Raw genomic sequence first — 18,249 nt, forward strand, 5'->3', positions numbered from 1 at the left:
TGCTCGCTCAGTTGCCCTGGAGGCCGGTGTCGTGGGGTTCGATGCCGGCGTAGGAGAGGAAGGCGTTGAGTGCCTCCCCGTACAGGTCGTTCATGCGCTGCCGTACCTGCGGTGTCCATTGGGAGTGGATGCGCTTGAGGACGGTTTCCAGGTCGGCACTCCAGGTGTCCTCGTGGAAGGCGTAGTCGACCATGTGCAGAACGGCTTCGGTGCCGCCGCGGCGGGCGCGGCCAGCAAGCTGGATGAGGTCGACAATCATGCCAGCGACGATTTCCTCCTGGAGGGATTTGTGCATTGCCGTGAACTGGGGAGCGGTACGTAGTAGAAGCGCGAGACGGTCCCAGGCGGCGTCCCTGGCCTCAGCCAGGGCCTGTGAGGGTAGCGGGCTGCCGCCCGTCGGCAGGGCTCGCAGTCCAGCGGCGTTGATGCTGCCGTACATCTCGGCGGGGTCGTTGAGCAGGGCGAGGGGGCGCACGCACAGGTAGACGGAGCGGACCGCTGAGCGGGTGCCCTTGACGATGTTGAGTCCTCGGGCGATCAGCGACAACGGCACGACCAGGATCTTCCCGTGCCGGGGGAAGTCCTCGAACTCCTCGGCGGTCAGCCGTACGGCCACGTTCTCCCGCGGTAGCTCGGGGTTGGGGCTGTGGAGGTCTTCGGCCCTGACCGCCAGGCAGAGCCCTCCGTCGTAGCGCCCGGCCCGGGCGATGCCGCGGGCGAGCCAGGCGCACTGCTCGTAGGAGTTGGCGACAACCAGGACGTGTGCCCGGTCCGGGTCCTTGACGGCGGTGCGTTCGAGCTCGCGGTGGATGTACTGGTCGTAGAGGTTGCTGCCCAGCTCGATGAGTGCGTCCTTCTTACGGCTGGGGTGGGTGCCCGAGACCTTGATGGGGTCACCGAAGAGAGGGTGGCCCTCGCCGTAGTCGATCCGGTGCTTACGGGCCCGGATGGACTTGGCCTGGGCGTCGGTCATCCACCAGCGCACCGGGGCGTGCAGGTGTTCACGTACCGCTTGGGGGAAGTATGCGGTCGCAGACAGCCCGATCACCGGCCGCTCGACGCCGGCCAGGATGAGCGAGACGATGCCGCCCAGTTCGGCGGTGAAGGTGTGCGGGTCGCCGGCGATGGTCTGGGCGACCAGGGCGGCGTTCTTCTCTTTATCGTCCAGACCGGTGACGCGGTAGCCAGTGATCGCTCGGCCCAGCATGCCGAGTGGCAGAACGGAGGCGACGGCGCCGGACTGCAGGTCATTCGAGATCCTCTGGGCCGAGCGCAGACCGGAGGAGCGGTAGTCGTGGGCCTTCTCCTGGAGAGCCGAGAGCGCCTCGTCCAGCTCGATCATTGCGGTTCTGGTGACCAGCAGGTTGATCGCCTGTGTCCGCTGGTGAGGGTCCTTGACGGCGTCCGCGAGGAGTCGGTGGAGTTCGAGCTTGACTGCATCCAGCAGGTGTTCGCCACGGGGCGCCACCAACGCGCTGAGCTCGCTCCTGACCTCGTGCCAGTCGGGTTCAAGCAGGCTCGGCTGCCCGCTGAGCGGGTCGAGGCGCTGGTAGCGGGCGGGCATGAGCGCGTTGAGCCGCTGGAAGTACTCGACGGGGATGTCTGCCCTGTCCTCCGCTGCGGTTTCCGGCCACAGCAGCCGCAGGAGAGTGCGGTCCCGTCCGCGGGCTAGGTGCCAGCGAGTGCTGGTCTGGTCGGGGATGCGTGCCTGGGCGCGGTCGTCCTCGGTGGCGTGCAGGCTGAGAGCGTTCTTGCAGATGCTCAGCAGCAGGAACTCGGCCATGAGCCGGACATGGCTGACGGCAGGTAGCAAGCTGTGCTCGTCGTCGATACGCAGCCGCTTGGCGTCGGTGTCCATCTCCTGGGGCGCTGCCGACCAGTGTCGGCGTGAGTGCAAGACGATCTCACTGGCACACTTGTCCACGGCTCGGGACTGGAACTGGTCGACCTCGTCGATCGCCACCGCGTGGCAGGTCCGCAAGGCGAACTCGGCTGCGGTCATGCTGCGAACGGGTCGGCCGTCCAGGTTGATGCCGATCTTCAGGTGGCCTTGCATGAAGACGTAGTGGTTCATGATGACGACGTTGGCGGTGGCCGCCTCGTAGACGGGGGTGAACTTCCCGCAGGTGGGGATCCAGGGGCAGGCTGCCGACCCGACGCCCTGTCGGTGCAGCGACAGGCACGGTTCGCGTCCGGGCGGGTAGTCGCCGGTGGATTCGAGGAACGTCCTCTGGGCACATCCGTATGCCAGGGGATCGACGTCACGTTCGGCTCGTTCGCCCCACTCGCCCGGCGCGTCCACAGACTCGTTGATCAGCGAGGCGAGCTTGAGAGCGCGGTCGTGCATCCCGGAGGACGACATCAGGTGCGCGCACGTACGCTTCTGCTCGATGATCCCGGAACGGTGCAGGTGATCCAGGTCTTCGCGCACATTCCAGGTCATGGCCAGACATGCCTTGATATCCGGCAGGACGATGGCGATGCGCAGGGCGTTGGCAGCGAACCACGCAGCCATCACGCGGACCAGGACACTCTTGCCGGTACCGGTGGGTGCGTTGAAGATCTCCATGCCGCCGGCAGTCAGCGACAGAGCCTCCTCGGGGGACACCGTGTCCGAGGTCTTCAGGACCTTGAACAGCTGCCTGAGAGTGCTGTGCAGGTAGCGTTTGCCCTCCGGGAAGCGTAGGTCGATCTCTTCTGCCAAGCGCAGCAGTTCCGGCGTGGGGATACGCAAGTCGGCCTGGTACGGCACGGTCGAGACGCTGGGCAGACTGTCGTGGCCGAGCGCCTCGGTGAACTGGGGGTAGGTGGGGATCTGCAGCCGCCCGTGGACCTGGCCCACATTCTTGACGAAGATCTCCCGGGTAAGCCACGTCCCCGGTCCAGCGAACTCCGGAGGCTTGGGGCGGGCACTGGGGCGTCGGAACCGGCTGGTCATGCGGTCGACGTAGCCCAAAGGATCACCGCCGAGCCTGGGGAACGCGGAATCCGCCGTGAAGGGGTCAGTGCCCACGAGCTCGAAGGGGCCCATCACCGGGACGCTGCTGGTTCCGTCCACGGTGAGCGGCGACAACAGGGTGCGCGCCGCTACCGAGAATGTGCGGACGTCGGCGAGTTCGCCGGGGGCGATGGAGCAGACCATGGCGATGCGCTGCCTCTCGTCGTGAGGCAGTTCCTTCCACCGGTCCCAAGCCCGGTATTTCCCCGAGACCAGGGATGCCGCCTCGGCGAACGGGGCCGCAGTGCGGGAGTCTCCGTCGACAGACTTGGGAAAGTAGTGGGCCGCGAGGGCCAGCGCCGTGTAGACAGCGGTCTCTGCGATCGGCACATCACTCATGTCCAGCTCACTCCAGCCTTCTCGCAGACCATCTCGCCGAATTCGGAGGCCGCCGCCACCCGCATGCTGTACTTTTCGCACACCCCCGACAGCAGCGGGACCTGGCGGGCCCGGTAGTCGGGCACCACCAGCCACTCGGCACCGCCGCGGTCGCCGTCCTGGGCATGGATCAGCTTGGCCAGCGTCGCCGCTGAGGTGTAGTCCTTCACGTCAACCTTGAACGGCACCTTCTTGGCCCGCTTGGGCCCGGCCTCGACCAGCAGATCGTAGGCATCAAGTCCTGGCCACAGCTTCACTTTGAGGCCGCGATCGACCAGCCGGTCGTACAGCCAAAGTTCAGGGAGTCCGGGAACGGTCGTGTACCGCCAAATCCCCCGGCTGACGGCCTTGTGCCCGGCGACGGGCACAGCCAGCGGGATGTCCCCAAGGTCCGGATACAGGACTGCCTCACGGCCACTCGGCCGCGCCGGCGACGGTTCAGGAAGCAACTCGGGGGCACTGGTATTCGTGGTCGGCCGAAACAGGTAGGAGGCCCCCATGTCCGCGTGCGGAGCGTGCCAGCAACGGACTGCTCCTACCAGGGCGCCGCTGTTCTTGCGTAGGACGATCCGCATCGGCCACCGGCATACCGGGCACGGGAACCACCAACCCTCGAACTGTGAGTTGTAGGGAATCTCCCGGTAGAAGTCCGCGACCAACGGGGGCAGCCGTAGTTCGCAGAGGTCGTCCACGGCACCGGAAGGAGAACGAATCAGGTCCGACCGCCCGGCTTCATAGACGGCCTGGTCACCCTGCTTGTACAGCAGCGTGAACGCGGTCTCCTGGTCGATCTCCGACTGAAGCTCCCTGTCGCTCACCACTCCCGCGGTCGTGTCGAGCTTCCGCAGCGTGTGCAGCAGCATCTGCTGCTCAAGATCGAGATCGAAGGCGTCCTCCGTCACCTGTCCATCCCGGTCGACGACCAGCATCCCTTCCAAGTCCAGCGGATCCACACCGTCGGGCAGCAGGGCAGCCAAATTCCCCGCGAGCGCGTGGCGGAACTCCCCGAACGACAGAGGAATCCCCGGGCCGCGCGCCGCATGCAGCGTTCCGTGGCACTCCATCAGGGTTGCTAGCCGCTGTTGCGGCTCAAGTCCGGGCTCAGTCACAGCCTTTGCCGCGCGCAGGGCGGCCCGGGTTACCAGGTAGCGAACCCGGACATCGCCAAGTTCGCGCGTGCTGTTCTCCGTTGAACTCGTCACAGTCATGGAGCGTAAGTGGCGCCTCTGACAATCGGGCCACCCAATGAGAAAAGACGCGAACTACGGCGCGTTACCCGTGATTGCTTCGAGTTCTGTGGTATTGACTCTGGGATAGAGGTCTCGGTAGACGTGCAGGTACTCCGCTACATGGCGTAGGCCGAGCTGGGTCAGCCGCCAGCGGTACTCCGAGACATGTGTCCCTCCCGGTGCCATGACCGGGACGGAGTCCACGAAGCCACGACTCGGCTGTGCTCCGGACCTGCCCCGGTAGCCCACTCCAATGAAGAACAGTGAGCGGCCAGCTAGTTGGTCGTCCGCCAGGCCAGCAGGCTCTGCGGAAGCAACACGGGCAACGACGCCCCATAGCCACTCCGAAAGCAGGTGGGGCGCAGGATCCGGCTCGCGCGGTTCACCAAGCCCAGCACGGGCGGCAGCCCGGCCGCGCCTGGTGATCTCCACCAGCACGCGTCCAACCTCCCCAACAGCCGGGTGGTCAACGGAATCCTCACTGACCACCAACAGCCCCCGCCGCTCTAGAGCGTGCACCGTCGAACCCACACCGGGATCGTGAACGCCACGCTGGCGAAGCCGCTCCTGCAACCGGGTGTATCCGGCAACGGACGGTGCGGCCCTCAGGGCCAGGGGCAATCGGCGCCACTCGGCGGCCTTGGGCACGGGCAGCCGCTGAAGCCGCCGCATCCACATCTCGGTCGCGGTCATCCGGTCGTCCCGCATGACCTCTCCTAGGTAGACCTGCTGACGCTCGTTCAACGCATCCCATGTTGCCAGCGCCGCCCTCGAAGGTGCCTGCTTGGCTTTGTCCGACAACACAGGAGCAGGATCTTCCGGCCTGGTTCGCAGCCATGCGTCAAGGACCATGCGCACCGGAACGCCGTACGCCCTAGCCAGGGGGCCGATTAGGCGCCCCGTCGCCTCGGGGTCCTGCCAGAGTCGCCCAGTGACCTGCCCCCCGCTCTCCAGCGCGGAGACCTTCGGCGCGGACACGCTCAGCTCCCTCCCCGCTGGCGTGGTCTTGAGCAGTTCGGCGACGCGCTCCAAGGTCAGCCCTGCGGCGTACCTGAGATCGACCAGCGTCTCCTGACCGCGCGGGGCACCGGTGAGCTCCTCTACTTTGCATCTGAGCGCGGTCGCCAACTGCTCCAGGCGCCGTGAGGTGGGGGTGTGACGACCCTCCTCGTAGAAGAAGATCATTCGAGTTGAAACGCCAGCTTGGGCGGCTAGGGCGGCGCGGGAGAGTCCCAGCTCGACGCGTCGAGCCACCAGACGTACCGGATCGACTGTGCGCAACGGCGATGGCATGCCTTCCATGGAAGTCGCATGAAGACTTCATTGCAATGGCACCGTTCCAACCAGAAGGATGACGTCCACCAGCGGCTTCGGAAATGTGTATCGCACTACCTACGCAACCGGCAGACAGACGACTGCCATATTCACGACTACTACCGACCTCGACCGCCGTTCCAAGCAGCCGTAGGCGTCGCCCGTTGTTCATCGCCCTGCACCCCGGCTCGCCCGTGACCGCAGCAGCCGTGGCCATGGCCTCGGTCGGCTTTGAGCGCGAGCCTCGTCCAGCAAGAGCGCTTGGCGTCCCTTAGTCCGCACGGCCCCACCGGCTACGTCCTCGGCCTGCAGTTCTCCGGCACAATGACGTTGCAGGGCGTGAGCGCGGTCATCCTGACCGTCGGATCCGCCTCGTCCACGGCCCGAACTCGATACGATCTGCCCGCCGGAGCATCATCGCCTGAACAGCACTTCCCGATCCGATCGGGCCGAGTGCGCTCGGCAAGTCCGGCAGGGCGGCCAGAGGGCCTCCTACCGTCGCCGGGTACCGCGCTGCTGGATCGGCCGGGAGGCCAACGCCGGGAGGGTTCAACCAGGGTGCGGGAGGGCTGCAGTTTGGTTTTGCTTGCGGCTCTGTTTGGGTTGCAGTTCCCGCGCTACGCCCCCTTGGGATCTACGGGCAGGCTTCGGTCCGGCAAGCATTACACGCCATCGCTGCGTTGCGACCGTAGCGGCGCATCAGCTGGGAGCACTGGAGACACGGACCAACCTCCCACGGCGGGCAACCGAGGGCCGCCGCTGCCGCGGTCCGCTCCACCGCAGTGATCCAGGTGCTGCGGCGCTGGCGCTGAGCGGGCATGCGGGCGAGGGTGAACCCGCCCGTGGGCTGTCCCAAATCCCTGACTGGTCGGACGTCGCTCTTGAACCAGCCTTCTTCTCCTGCACGGCAGGTCCAGTCGACCTCCTGCTCGGAGAAGGTAATCTCGCCATCTGCCTCAGGCTCCTGTGCCTTGGGTAAGGGATCCCACTGGCCGGTCAGCTCCCGCCAGGTCCCGCAGTCGGCGCGGGGAACCCACATGTGGCGACCCACCCGGCCGCCACCCCTGCTCGGCACGAAGACCGGCACGCTGTCCCCGGTCGCACTGGTGAGAATGAGGTCCTCGATCCGGACGGAAGGCTTGGGCGGATCGCAGAGCGCGGGAAGAAACCACTCGGCGTGAATCGCGCCGCAATGGCCTGCCCCCTCGGTGTCGGGGCAGTGCAACGCGCTACTCGACAGGCAGCGCCAGACCTGAAGGTGCCGGTAGCCACCACGGATGATCATCTCGCTACCGGCGGCGATCATTTTCCAGGACATGTCGTCGACCCTGGCCCAAGGCGCCCGGTCGATGAGGGCCGCCCGGTCGTCCTTCGCGACCCACAGCGGCGTGATGTCGTGCTCCATCGCGATGACCGATCGCCGGTGGACGCTGCTGGGACTGAGTGGGGAGTACTGGATCTCCCAACCGATCCGGACGCCGGCGGGCCCCGTGACCATCACGTCAGTGACGCCACGCCGACTGGGTAACCCCACCTCGGCGTCGGCGGACAGTCCGAACTGAACGGCAGCTTGGACGATCCGCTCCTTGGTGGCCTTGTGCTGGTCACTTTCCGCCGGTGTCGGCTTGTGTGTGATCGGCAGGTGGGCGGCGACCAAGGGGTAACGCCCCCCGACACGAGCGCGCCGGATGAACATCCACGGCGATTTGCCACCGGTCTCGGATGCACACGGCTTCCCTGCTCTGTGCGCGAGGCACTCCAGCAGTTGCGGGTTCCGCTCGGAGACGCTCGTCATGATCTCTTCGAGCAATCCGGGGTAGCCGTCGGCCCCTAGATCGGGCCGCGTCAGGTTGATCTCAATGTCGTACTGGGTGTGCCACACGCCATTGGCCATCAACACACGATAGGAGCGACCGCTCACACGCAACAGAGTGCGCCTGGGCCCGAACTACCTTTGCCGACGCTGGGTTGAGCGAGGCCAGCCAGCAGAATCCGGCCGGGCAGTTGCCAGCCGAGGGTGCCACAAATCGCACTGCCGTGTGGCGCCCTTGGGCCCATGTCTCTCGAACGAGTGGAGATACCTGGCCCCGTTTCTCGGCGGGCCGCTAGGAAGACAGGACAGCCAGCGTCGGCCTGGAGCCGGCGCTGGGATTGCCGCCGCTGACCGAGGAGAAGAACGATCAAGCCCTTCATAGCCCCGGAAGAATCCACAACGGTGCCACGAGGAACGCGCATATCTCGCGCCGATATCGACCTCGACGCGCTCCCTCCACATACCCTCGTCGTCAAGGACGGCCAGGTGACTCCGATAGGGAAAGTGGTCATCGCGAAGGTGGCCAGCGACCTGACAGCCGTCTGCCAGGGGGCTGACAACCCGCAGGCCGCGATCCAGCTGGTCCTACAGCTCATCCCCAAGCACATGGCAGAGATCGTCCGCGAACGCAGCCACGTCGAACCCAGCCCGCTGCGCGCCGCCCTCACCAGCGTCGTCGGGTCCGAATGCCTGGAACGACGCCCGAGCCGCGACGCCCTCACCGGTGATCGAACGGACGGCCAGCCGGATGCCGACGAGACCTGGCACGACCGTCTGCCGTGCACCCAACAGCATGGCCACAGCGACCACCACCGTGACGCTCTCGGGCGGAACTGGCAACGAGCGGACGTATCGGTATGACGCTTCTGACGCGTAGGCGCCTCTCTGGCGTTTCACTCCGCGTGCACCGAGGAGATTCGGCACAATCAACGGCTATCACGCTGCGCCGTGAGGGACAAAGCTGTATAGCCGCCTATGATCCCGAACGAATCTCCCTCGACGCAGCAACCATGCTCATCCGTGTGCTCTCCTCCAGCGAGGGCGAGATCATCTCCGAAGTGGTCCTCGAAGATCACGACCCGACTCTGGCGGCCTTGTACCACGCAGCCTCGAAGCTACTCCTGGACGTAGAGATCATCGATGGGCCGCGGATCACGTGTCCCACGGTGAGAGCACGCGGCCAGGACCCGGCGCGAGCGACCTACTTCATTCCTCAGGGCTGGGACCTGACCGACGCCCTCGACGAATTACCTGCTGCCTTCACCGACGCCAGGCCGGAGGCAGCCCGCAATCTGCGGTTGATCGATCGGGCCAAGAAGGACTCCGAAGGCAAAATCGACCATGCCCTCGACGTGGTAGCGATGCTGATCCTGGACACCGATGACCCGGAAGGCGTCTACGACGAAGTGCTGGGATTGTTCGGCGAGGACCGCGCCTACGGGGTGACTGTCGACGCCCCAGCCGCAGCCGCCTGACCCGGTCGGAGAGCGCGAGCCACAGCGGTCAGTAGACGCGCCGCAAGACTCCGTTCCGTGGTTGCAGTTTCGGTTGCGTTCACCGTCGTACGGCACCGTTCAGCGTTGCCACCTGACAGTGCTGCCCCGCAGGTCAGAACGTTCCCGCACACCACCGGACCCCCAGACGAACATTTGGAAAGCGTGTTGGGGGCAACCCCTCACGAGTTCGAATCTCGTATCCTCCGCCAGTGTCTCACCGGGCACTAACGTTGAAGGGCCCCACCGTTCGCGGTGGGGCCCTTCAACGTTAGTGGTCTCAGTCGTACCGCTTGGGCTGCTCCGGTTTACGGATGGAGTCCTCGCCCAAGTCACTTCCGTCGAAAAGCCCTTTGCTCGGAGCGGCCGAGAACAGCGGAGCGGGTGCGGCGGCGTCCTTGCCCTGCTGACGAGCGGAGTTGGAAGCAATCACCCAGGCAGGGATCCGGGCCGTCGTTGCGCAACCGGCCCTGGGGACCGCTCAGACCTCGGCCGAGATCCCGAACTCCGCCCCGGAGATCGCCGCCAGCGAAGCCGTCGCCACCCGGAGCGGCTCCTGCAAGGCGTTCAGGTCCATGCGGAACGTATCAACGTGATCCCAGGCGCCCTCGTGGTCCAGCGGGCTGGTGTGAGGCGGGCGGTGGGCCTCCCAAGCATTGAGGAGGGGGTGCCAGCGGGTCATGAAGGGGCGGAGGACCTCGTTCAGGAGGTGGTCCGCCACCGACTGGACGGAGGGGGCCGTGCTCGGTTCCAGGCCGATGCTGTAGCGGTGCAGCGTGTCGCGGGTGAACGGGAACAGGCTGTTCAGGGAGGTGAGCGCCTCACGCAGGCTGCCGCTGCCGTCCGGGAGCTGCTGTACGCCGATGCGGCTCACCAGCTCGACCTGCAGGTCGAAGGCGGCCATCCGCTCGGCCTCGCTGACCGTCATCGGCATGCTCTCCTTCCGTACGCCGGGAACCGGGAGTCCGGGAGCATCCAGCGTAGCGGCCGTGGCTCCGAGGCTGGAGAGAACCGCACGGCGCAGTTTCTCAGCGCGGGCCGAGTCGTCTTCGTGGTGGAGCCAGGAATGGGCCGTGACCGGGTGCAGGCAATGCGGGACAGGGGTGAGCAGTCCGCGGGCGGTCAGCTCGGCCAGACCGGCACTCGCGCGGCGCAGGGCTACGGCGCGCGGCAGCCGATCGGTCACGGCGAGAACGGTGGCCGCGGTCTCGGCAGTGACCGGCAGGGGGGACAGGGCGAGTGCGCAGCGCAGCACGTCCTGGGCCTCGGCGGGTGCGGTCAGGGCGTCGCGCACGTGGTCGACCGTGAGCTCCTCGCCGGCGAGGACGTCGAGCAGGGAACGGCCCGGTTCGTACAGCCGACTGGCCAGGGCCGCGGGATCCTGGCCGGCGCCCACCGCACGGCCGAGCAGTCCGAGTGCCCCAGGGTGCCCGGCGGCGGCATCGGCGATCTCGGGGGCGCCCGCGAGGACGGCGGCGGCCAATTCGGGGAGCGGTTCCAGGTCGAGGTGTTCGCCGTATCCCCCGTAGGCGCGACTGCGGGTGATCAGCAGGGTGCGGACCAGGGGGTGGGGGGCGGTGAGCGCCGTGACGGCGCGGGGTGGCAGGCCGTGGGGCACGTCGTCCACGACGTACAGACAGGGGCCGTCGAGTGTCTGCGGCGGCTGCGGCGCGTCGGCGCGTGCCCAGTGCACGCCGCCGGGGAACGCGGCGCCGAACCGCAGCGCGTACTCCCGTGCGAGCCGGGTTTTGCCGATGCCCGGCATGCCGCGCAGCTGCACAGGCCGGGCCGAGGTGCGGCCCGTGACGAGGGGTGCCTCCTGGACGTGCAGGGCGCTGTGCAGGCGCCATAGTTCGGGCAGCCTGCCGGTGAACTCTCCTACGGTGGCGGGCAGTTCGCCGTGCACACGCGGGGGCACGGAGCCCAGCCGCATGGGGCCGGGTACCTGCCGAAGATGGGCGAGGATGTCCGGGACGAGAGTCTCCGGTTCGCCGTGCCGGGTGTCGCGCAGCTCCACAGGGTGGATGTGCGCGGTGTCCGGCTCGGGGTTGACCACCAGGACTCGGCGGCGCGGATCGCCCTCGCCGAGTCCCGCGAGGAACGCGGCGGTCAGCTCCCATTGGCAGGCCGGGCGCTCGGGGTAGCCGGTGGAGTAGTACGCCAGCAGGACACGGGACCCGGCGAGCGCTCGGCGGATGGTCTCGCTGATGCCGGCGAACCCGGCGACCGCGGACTCGTCCGTGAACACCTTCAGCCCGGCCGCGACGAGCTCCTCGTGGAGCCGACGGACGTGCCCGGCGTCTTGACGGCTGTAGCTGAGGAAGACGTCCCACACGGTGTCATACCCTACTGTGGGGAACCGGGGAGGCGATCATGACGCAGTCCGGCGAGAGGCCAAGGCGGGGGCGTACGGGACCTTCACAGGTCTCGGCGAAACTGACGATCCCGTTCGTCGGCGAGGTGGCGGGCCTGTGGGAGCCGGCGGACGCCGAGCGCACGGCTGCCTGGGAGTTGTACTTCCAACTGGCCAGCCGGGTCGCGGTGGTTCCACTGGAGCGAGACGAGGGTGTGCTGCGCGAGGCGCTTACCTCGCTGTACTCCCTCTATGACGTCACCCGCGGCATCCTGCACGAACACGGCCCGGCCGTCGCACCACCGGTGCCGCCGGGCCGGCTCACCTTCGGGGTACTGGCGATGGTGACCCTCAACCGCGTGCTGCGGCCTCTGCTGACGGTGTGGCATCCACGGCTCGCGGCGTACGAGGCGCTGCGGCCGGAGGGCACGGATCCAGTGACTTACGAGCGGGCCTGGCCCGAGGCCGACGAGCTGCGGAGCGCGCTGGACGCCACCCGTCAGGCACTGCGTTCACTGGCACGGACGCTGCAGCAGGTGGCCGAGGTGGGTGACCTGATCGACCTGCCGGTTCCCAGGCCACCGCTGCCACCACCGGCTCGTGCACCGCAGCCGCCCGACCACCCGGGCCCGCGTCATGGCGATGGTCCCACTGGGGACACCCCCCCCCGCTGACCAGGGGTAGTACTGCGTTTTGCGGGGTTCCACGCGGTTCCGGCCTGCGGTTCCGCCCGGCAGCGACGACGAGAACGTCTCCGATCCGACGATCCTCATCCGGAACCCATGGGCCCGGGGTCGGACCCACGATCGAGTCCCTCGCAGCCGAAGGCTTCCCGGCTATCGGCCGTCGAGCCCGGGGCCGTTGAGCTCGGCGCGGCACACCGCGCGGAACATGGCGGCAAGGCGTCCGTGCCGGCGCATCAGCTGACCGCAGCCCCAGGCCAGGGGGGGCACCCCAGCACGGCCGAGGCAGCAGCCCGCTCCACGGACTTGAGCAGCGTCGGCTTCACGGACCGCTGTAACGGCATCCGCGGGGCGCGATGGAAGGGGCGCCTTCTCCCGACCAGCTCTCGCCACAACTCGCGGGCGTCCGCGGGTATCCACCTGTGCCGGCCCGGCCACTGCCGCGATTGGGCATGTAGACGGGGACACTCTCCCCTGGCGCGCTGGAAACGTGTACCCCAGGCTTGGCGCATGCCCATCAGCTCACTGCTCGTACACTCACCCCATACGGAATGTGACGCAGTACCAGTTGTGTCGGCCGAGATTCTCTGGGCTGATCTGTTCGACACTCGCCTGCGCATGTGCCCGCGTGGTGGCATACGAGCGGCGGCCGTTCTCAGGCCGGGACCCCCTGCTGAACGCGGTCGGGCGGTCCGAACATAAGGGTGGGGCAAGGCTGAAGAGGCCGCGACGGGGCGGGGCGAGGTCGCGTACGGGGAAGGCGACGAGTGCTGCCGGACGAGACATGGCGCGAGCTACGAGGCCAGGGGACGCCCCGCACCTTCGGCGAACGCAGCGTGATGCTGAGACAGGGGTCCGCGGGAACACACCTGCTCGCCCTCACCGACGGCCTCGCCAAGGTCGTGTGCCGGGAACCGGACGGAGTCCTGACCTGGCTGGCCTTCCGAGGGCCGGGCGACCTGCTGGGCGAGGTATCCGTATTCCAGGGCACCCCGCGCACGGCGGAAGTAATCGCGCTCACCCCCTGTACGGCTGTCGTGCTGGACGCGGAACGGTTCCGGCGGTTCATCGAACAGCGTGGGCTCGTCATGGACTTGATGCGCCAAGCCCTCTCCCGGCTGCGGGAGTCCGACGCACACCGCACCGAGCTTCTGACGCTTCCGTTGGTCGTCCGGCTGGCACGGGCACTCCTGCGACTGGCCGAACTCACCGCGCCCGGAACCGAATCGGATGTCGTACGGCTCACCGGCCTGAGCCAGGAGGAGATCGCCCAGGCAACTGGAGTGACTCGCAACGCGGTCATCACCGGACTGCGACGGCTACGAGAGTCCGGCGCGGTGGAAACGGCCCGCAGAGTGATCATCATCAAGGATATGAAGACGCTGCGCGGCTGGGCGATGCCCACCACGAACGCCACTCCGGCGCCGTCCCGCTCACCGTCCCCGGCGGAATAAGCGCACCCGCGCCGGGGACGGGAACCGTCACCTGAGCGCAGCCACGCTGTGACATGGGCCACCGGCGAAGTGCCCTGCACTGTGCAGTCGGACGGACGGAGCCGACGGAACCTCGAATCAGCCGACCACCGGCTTGGTCAACCGTCGCACCCGTTCACGAGGAGCTCACGCATGTCCACGCACGTTCCCTCCCCTTACGCCGAGAGCCGACCGCTGCCTCCCTACCGGGCCCTGTTCGCCGTCGACGCGAAGGACTTCACGGGCCTTCCCGCCGTACAGCACGGTCCGGTGAGCCAGTTGATCCCCGAACTCGTCGACCAGGCCCTGGAGCGAGCCGGGCTTCACGAGCTGCGTGACTCCAAGCGGTTTCCGGCCAACACCGGGGACGGCGTGGTGTTCGGCTTCGATCCGGCGTTGCTGCCCTTCGTCCTCTGGCCTTTCCTGGGCGTGCTGGACGACATCCTCGGCACGTACAACAAGCAGTGCGTGGGCCCCCGCATCCGGCTCAGGGCCAGCGTCCACGTAGGACCGCTGCCGGACGCGGACGGTCCGGGCGACGGCAACGGCACCGCCCGCAACGACACGCACCGGCTGCTGGACTCCCGTCCGGTCAAGGCCATCCTGGCGGCGGCGAGCGAGCAGGTCACCCCACTGGCGGCGGTCATCTCCCAGCGGGTCTACGAGGACGTCGTGCTCGGCGCCTACACCGGACTGCACCCCGACCGCTGCGTGGAGGTTCCGGCCACGGTGGAGGGGAAGAACTTCTCAAGGCGCCCCGGGCGTGCGACGCGTGCGTCTCGCCGACCTGCTCGTGGACCACCGCGAGCGAGCCTTCGATCTCGTGGTCACGGCTCTCGACGACCCCGCAACCCACGAAGCGACGGCGACGGGCCTGTCCCTGATCGAGAGCGACGCGGCCCAACTGGACCGGACCGCCTTCCCGCACTTTCTCGCCGCGCTCTCCCATACGGCCCGGAGACACCGGGGCGTCCTGCGCTTCGTCCTGCGCCGCCATCGAGTCCGTACGGTCTCCTCAGCAGAAGGGTTCGCCTCATGACCGGTCCGCTCATCACTCCTCTGAACTCCTCACCGGCCTGGGAGTTGTTCCGCCTGCGTCTCGCTTCCCCGGTCGACCGGGCCCTGGTGTTTCTCGCGGCCGACGGGGCCGACGGAATGGTGCCGCCCCGCGGTGGCGACCACTGGGGCTATCCGCGGCCGACCACGCACGCGGTACGTCAAGGGGACTTCTTCGACATCGTGTGGGTCTCGCTCGCGGAACGACGGATCTCTGTCGACATCCCGCGAAGGCCGCCGAAGCCCCCTGCCCGTTACGGGGTCGCCTGGAGGGTCAGCAATCCGGTCGTCGCGGCGAGAAACCAGATCACCGAGGAACGGGCCCGGCAGCTGGTGCGCGGCCACATCAGCGAGAACGCCACCCTGCCCAACGCTGCCGACCCACTACGGACGCCGCCGCCCCACTTCGGTACGGCCGAGGTCCAACCGCCGGGCCAACCACAGGTGATCGACGGATTCGGCCTCACGTACTGGTTCCTGGACCCACCTGCCGCGTTTCTGCCCACTCCGGGCGCCGGTGCGGAACCCGCCCTCCCCTCAGGCTTCGGCGAAGTCCACCGTGAGGCGTACCGCTTCTACCGGGAGGTTGTCGCCGGCGGGCCTGTCGGTCTGGCCGCCCTCTGGCTCCTGCACCGTCCGGAAGAGGCGAAAGACGTGCTCGACTGGACCGTGACCCACCGCAACCTCCTGTCCGACAAGGAGAATTGGGAACACACCCTGGCGGCGACACTGCAGTCGCTGACACCGGAGGACCGTGGCTTCGTCGGAGTCAACCTGGCGCGTGTCCTCAGCGACATCGGGGTTCCACAGGGCGACGAGGTTCTGCGCCGGATCGGCCACGCGGACGGGACGGGGGACTGGAACGGATCGTACGAGGATCCCCGCTGAACCCCGGCCCGCGTTTCGCCGGCCGTCTGCCGGACGGGGGGCGGTCCGGAGGACGGGATGGCACTGTCCCGGGAGTTGATCGCCCGGATTCAGAGCGAGATCGGCCGGGCAGACGGTAAGGCCGCTGTCCCTCGCGCCATCGCGTGGTCGCCGCTCCGAGCGGGTGGTTTTCACATCACGCGTGACGCATGGTACGCAAGCGGGGCCCTCACCGCTGCCTGCCGCCGGAACGGGGTCCGCCGGTCATTTTGGGGCGAGTTGAGTCGAGTCGAGCTACGACGTGCCTCGACCAAGGCGTTCCTCCAGGACCGGCCAGGCGGCAACCTCACGTCGATCCTCGTTGCCTGCGGGAAGACGCCCATGACACCATTCGACTGATGACTCCCGGCGGAAAATAAATTTCGAAGAGATACAGCCGCCGAGAATCGCCAAGATTGTCAACTCGCTGACACGCAAGAAACTCTTAATTCTTCCAGGGCGACGCTCGTACAGGCTGGCGACGATCGCGCAGGCTGAGGATCCTAGGTGAGGGGGAAAATCCCTGATGGTGGACTGGGGAGGCCTGGCCGACAAGGTCGTCGATGGTGTTGACAAAGGAATAGACAAGGGCAAGGAGGTTGTCGGCGAAGGAGTCGACTGGACCACTGACCGATTTGGTGAAGTCCTGGACAGGGCCGGCGCGCATGACTGGGCCGATGCTGTCACGGACTGGGGCGATGAAACGGCCTCCTCGCTCGGCGCCAAGGTCGGTGAGCAGCAGCTCGGTCAGAGCGAGGAGGCCAACGAGCTGATCCCATGGCAATCCCGAGGATATCGCCGCGACGGTAAAGAACCTGCGGGATTTCCAGAGGGCGTTCGACCTCGTCGGCGGCGGCATGAAGAGGCTCGACTCCGGCCACTGGAAAGGAGAGGCCGCTGAGGCCTTCCGGGAGGAGTTCGAAACGCTCCCCACGGACTGGCTGCACACGGCCGACGCCTTCGAGAACGCGGCCAAGGCACTGGAGACGTACTCCAAAGCGATCACCAGCGCACAGAGCAAAGCCCACGAGGCGATCGCCTTGTACAAGGAAGCCAGGCAGGATTACGAGACAACTGCTGCCACGTTCAAGAAGAACGCCGACGCGTATGAGGCCGCCCTCAACAGCAACGCCCCCCTGCCCCATCCTGGAAAATTCTCGGACCCAAGTAAGGCCAAGCGCCAGCACGCCCAGGAAATTCTGAACAACGCCCGGAGCGCGCGCAATGAGGCCGCCGAGACCGCGAAGAACGCGGTCACCGCCGCAATGGCCCACGCCCCCAAAGAACCCACCGGCCGGGAAAAAGTAAAGCTGGAGTTCATGGACAGGGGAACGGCCCAGGGCATCGGTTGGCCCACGTTGCCAGTGGAGGCGTCAAAGGCGTAGGCGGGCTGGTCAGCTTCGTCCGCGCAATCGACCCCATGGACCCGTACAACCTGGCTCACCCCGCCGAGTACTACAAGAGCGTCAACATGACGCTTGCCGGACTGGCATCAACCGCCGCGAACCCTGACCGAGCGCTCAAGAGCGCGTGGGAAGCAGCCAAGGGTGACCCGTTCGAGTTCTTGGGCCGACTTGCCCCCGAAGTCTTCGGCGCCAAAGGTGCCGGCGGGCTCAGAAGCGGCCTGAAGGCAGGACTCCGAGAAGGGGTGCCGGTCGGCAAATTGCCCGACGAATGGATGACGGGAGCACGACGACGTCCGAGAGACCTTCTGGATGATCCAGCTCAAACGAGATGGGCCGAGGAGGCATACGCCAGCTTCCTGGAAGATACTCGCGACGTGACCAGCATCGCAGAAAACTCTCACCACGTGCAGCGAGCAAATGGCTCCTCGGGATTCTCGGCCGAAGAAATCGCATCGGTCAAAAAGCACGTCTTCGACACTGAGCATCCGATTGTCGATCCCGAAACCGGTAAGGTCGTGGTGCGAAAGTTTGACGCAGATGCAGAAATCGCAGACGCATGGATTCGACTCAGATCCGGAAATTCACTTCCGGAGGATCACCTTCTATTGGAACATGAGATCGCCGAGTTGGGGTACCTTCGGGACCATCCTGGATCCACCTATCAGGAAGCCCATCGGTTTGCAAACAAAGACTACAACTGGGAAAAAGTGATTCCACTGTTCAAGCGGGAAGATCTGGAAGGTGAGTGGTGATGGCTTCGCTCGTATATTTTCGCAAGGTTGCAGAAACGGATGACTCTGTCGAATACATCTTTGGCTTCGACACCAATGACCCGCCTCGCCGACTTCTGATGGACAGGAAGAGCCGCAGGTCTCAGCCCGTTGATGGTGAAATCGACTATGCGTTCATCAAGGCATCGCGCAAGATCAATGCACTGTATGAAGAGGCGTCACAGTGGCCTGACCACGGGATGAGTGTCAGCTGAGGAGAACGGGAGAGCTGGCCATGTATCCCCTCTTTTCAAGATCCCCAGCCTGTGGCGCCCGTTGAACAGAGCTCGGAGCAGGACGTCAGGACGTGCAGGCAGGCTCACGCTCCCAGCGAGTTCGGGTCTTGAGGAGCAGGCCCGCTGCCCTGACATCCGGCAT

At 66.7% G+C, this 18,249-nt stretch carries 17 protein-coding genes; 10 read left to right on the top strand and 7 right to left on the bottom strand.

All coding sequences use genetic code 11. The features are described from left to right. Positions 1-7 precede the first annotated feature (7 nt). The 4 genes from ACIOJD_RS20930 to ACIOJD_RS20945 form a co-directional block, all read right to left on the bottom strand. The gene (locus tag ACIOJD_RS20930) at positions 8-3,337 is read right to left on the bottom strand and encodes a hypothetical protein (RefSeq protein ID WP_401915740.1); all 3,330 of its coding nucleotides are present in this window, start codon (positions 3,335-3,337) and stop codon (positions 8-10) included. After that, a complete protein-coding gene (locus ACIOJD_RS20935) occupies positions 3,334-4,584 on the bottom strand; it encodes a hypothetical protein (protein ID WP_401915742.1) in 1,251 nt (416 codons plus the stop codon). Before ACIOJD_RS20935 ends, ACIOJD_RS20930 begins: the two co-directional genes overlap by 4 nt. 54 nt (positions 4,585-4,638) lie before the next feature. After that, positions 4,639-5,907, bottom strand: coding sequence for a helix-turn-helix domain-containing protein (locus ACIOJD_RS20940; RefSeq protein ID WP_401915744.1), 1,269 nt, complete (start codon positions 5,905-5,907; stop codon positions 4,639-4,641). Between the two features lie 646 nt (positions 5,908-6,553). Next, positions 6,554-7,813 carry a hypothetical protein gene (locus ACIOJD_RS20945; RefSeq protein ID WP_401915746.1) on the bottom strand — a complete coding sequence of 420 codons (1,260 nt, stop codon included), beginning with the start codon at positions 7,811-7,813 and terminating at the stop codon, positions 6,554-6,556. A 405-nt stretch (positions 7,814-8,218) separates the two neighbouring features. Between ACIOJD_RS20945 and ACIOJD_RS20950 the strand changes: the two genes are divergently transcribed. Both ACIOJD_RS20950 and ACIOJD_RS20955 read left to right on the top strand, forming a co-directional pair. Continuing rightward, positions 8,219-8,593 (top strand): hypothetical protein, encoded by a 375-nt coding sequence (locus ACIOJD_RS20950; protein ID WP_401915749.1) that lies wholly within the window; start codon positions 8,219-8,221, stop codon positions 8,591-8,593. 149 nt (positions 8,594-8,742) lie between these two features. Beyond that, on the top strand, positions 8,743-9,207 hold the full coding sequence (locus ACIOJD_RS20955) for a hypothetical protein (RefSeq protein ID WP_401915752.1): 465 nt from the start codon (positions 8,743-8,745) through the stop codon (positions 9,205-9,207). Between the two features lie 298 nt (positions 9,208-9,505). Here the strand turns inward: ACIOJD_RS20955 and ACIOJD_RS20960 are convergent, their stop codons facing one another. Both ACIOJD_RS20960 and ACIOJD_RS20965 read right to left on the bottom strand, forming a co-directional pair. Beyond that, positions 9,506-9,658 (bottom strand): hypothetical protein, encoded by a 153-nt coding sequence (locus tag ACIOJD_RS20960; RefSeq protein WP_401915754.1) that lies wholly within the window; start codon positions 9,656-9,658, stop codon positions 9,506-9,508. A gap of 48 nt (positions 9,659-9,706) precedes the next feature. After that, complete coding sequence (locus ACIOJD_RS20965; protein ID WP_401915758.1) at positions 9,707-11,560, bottom strand: TIR domain-containing protein; 1,854 nt, start codon at positions 11,558-11,560, stop codon at positions 9,707-9,709. Between the two features lie 38 nt (positions 11,561-11,598). Between ACIOJD_RS20965 and ACIOJD_RS20970 the strand changes: the two genes are divergently transcribed. Together ACIOJD_RS20970 and ACIOJD_RS20975 are read left to right on the top strand one after the other, a co-directional pair. Then, positions 11,599-12,252 (top strand): hypothetical protein, encoded by a 654-nt coding sequence (locus ACIOJD_RS20970; protein ID WP_401915760.1) that lies wholly within the window; start codon positions 11,599-11,601, stop codon positions 12,250-12,252. Between the two features lie 776 nt (positions 12,253-13,028). Beyond that, positions 13,029-13,715 (top strand): Crp/Fnr family transcriptional regulator, encoded by a 687-nt coding sequence (locus tag ACIOJD_RS20975; protein WP_401915762.1) that lies wholly within the window; start codon positions 13,029-13,031, stop codon positions 13,713-13,715. 165 nt (positions 13,716-13,880) lie between these two features. Here ACIOJD_RS20975 and ACIOJD_RS20980 read toward each other — a convergent pair whose 3' ends face one another. Then, positions 13,881-14,432 carry a hypothetical protein gene (locus ACIOJD_RS20980; protein WP_401915764.1) on the bottom strand — a complete coding sequence of 184 codons (552 nt, stop codon included), beginning with the start codon at positions 14,430-14,432 and terminating at the stop codon, positions 13,881-13,883. Positions 14,433-14,496: 64 nt separating this feature from the next. Between ACIOJD_RS20980 and ACIOJD_RS20985 the strand changes: the two genes are divergently transcribed. From ACIOJD_RS20985 to ACIOJD_RS21010, 6 genes are all read left to right on the top strand, one after another. Then, complete coding sequence (locus ACIOJD_RS20985; RefSeq protein ID WP_401915767.1) at positions 14,497-14,772, top strand: hypothetical protein; 276 nt, start codon at positions 14,497-14,499, stop codon at positions 14,770-14,772. Beyond that, positions 14,769-15,677, top strand: a complete 909-nt coding sequence (locus ACIOJD_RS20990) for a hypothetical protein (protein ID WP_401915768.1) — start codon at positions 14,769-14,771, stop codon at positions 15,675-15,677. Before ACIOJD_RS20985 ends, ACIOJD_RS20990 begins: the two co-directional genes overlap by 4 nt. A gap of 544 nt (positions 15,678-16,221) precedes the next feature. Further along, complete coding sequence (locus ACIOJD_RS20995) at positions 16,222-16,596, top strand: putative T7SS-secreted protein (RefSeq protein WP_401915771.1); 375 nt, start codon at positions 16,222-16,224, stop codon at positions 16,594-16,596. Continuing rightward, positions 16,511-17,080: a putative T7SS-secreted protein gene (locus ACIOJD_RS21000; RefSeq protein WP_401917073.1), complete on the top strand. Its 570-nt coding sequence runs from the start codon at positions 16,511-16,513 to the stop codon at positions 17,078-17,080. Before ACIOJD_RS20995 ends, ACIOJD_RS21000 begins: the two co-directional genes overlap by 86 nt. 35 nt (positions 17,081-17,115) lie before the next feature. Then, on the top strand, positions 17,116-17,853 hold the full coding sequence (locus ACIOJD_RS21005) for a hypothetical protein (RefSeq protein ID WP_401915773.1): 738 nt from the start codon (positions 17,116-17,118) through the stop codon (positions 17,851-17,853). Continuing rightward, on the top strand, positions 17,853-18,086 hold the full coding sequence (locus tag ACIOJD_RS21010) for a hypothetical protein (RefSeq protein WP_401915775.1): 234 nt from the start codon (positions 17,853-17,855) through the stop codon (positions 18,084-18,086). The genes ACIOJD_RS21005 and ACIOJD_RS21010 overlap by 1 nt, the downstream gene beginning before the upstream one ends. Positions 18,087-18,249 lie beyond the last annotated feature (163 nt).

This window comes from Streptomyces sp. NPDC088116 (genome assembly GCF_044741745.1).
Taxonomy (GTDB): Bacteria; Actinomycetota; Actinomycetes; order Streptomycetales; family Streptomycetaceae; genus Streptomyces.